Below are 292 nucleotides of genomic sequence, written 5' to 3'. Positions count from 1 at the left end.
ATCCACCGATTAAGCGCAAGTTTTGCTTTTTCCGGCTTAAAGTCTGGGTCATGCTTAACACCGTTCATCTGTGCAAACCGAGTAGCATTCCACAATTTCGTAGCAAAATTACGATAACCTGCAATACGGGATGGATCAAGTTTTACATCACGCCCTTGTGCCGCCATAATAGCCAAAGTAAAACGGAGTGAATCCGCACTATATTGATCAATGAGCTCTAAAGGATCAATAATGTTCCCCTTAGACTTTGACATTTTTGCACCCTTCTGATCCCGTACGAGAGCATGTACAT

At 42.8% G+C, this 292-nt stretch carries 1 protein-coding gene; it reads right to left on the bottom strand.

Going from position 1 to position 292, the window contains the following annotated elements; translation table 11 throughout:
- Window positions 1–292, bottom strand: a 292-nt coding sequence (locus ACFIO5_RS12950; RefSeq protein WP_375705626.1) for a class I tRNA ligase family protein, incomplete at both ends; no start/stop codon positions are given.

Source organism: Bartonella sp. AA86SXKL, assembly GCF_042196885.1.
Note: the sequence above shows the minus strand (reverse complement) of the source record. Positions and strands in the feature narration are given on the sequence as shown.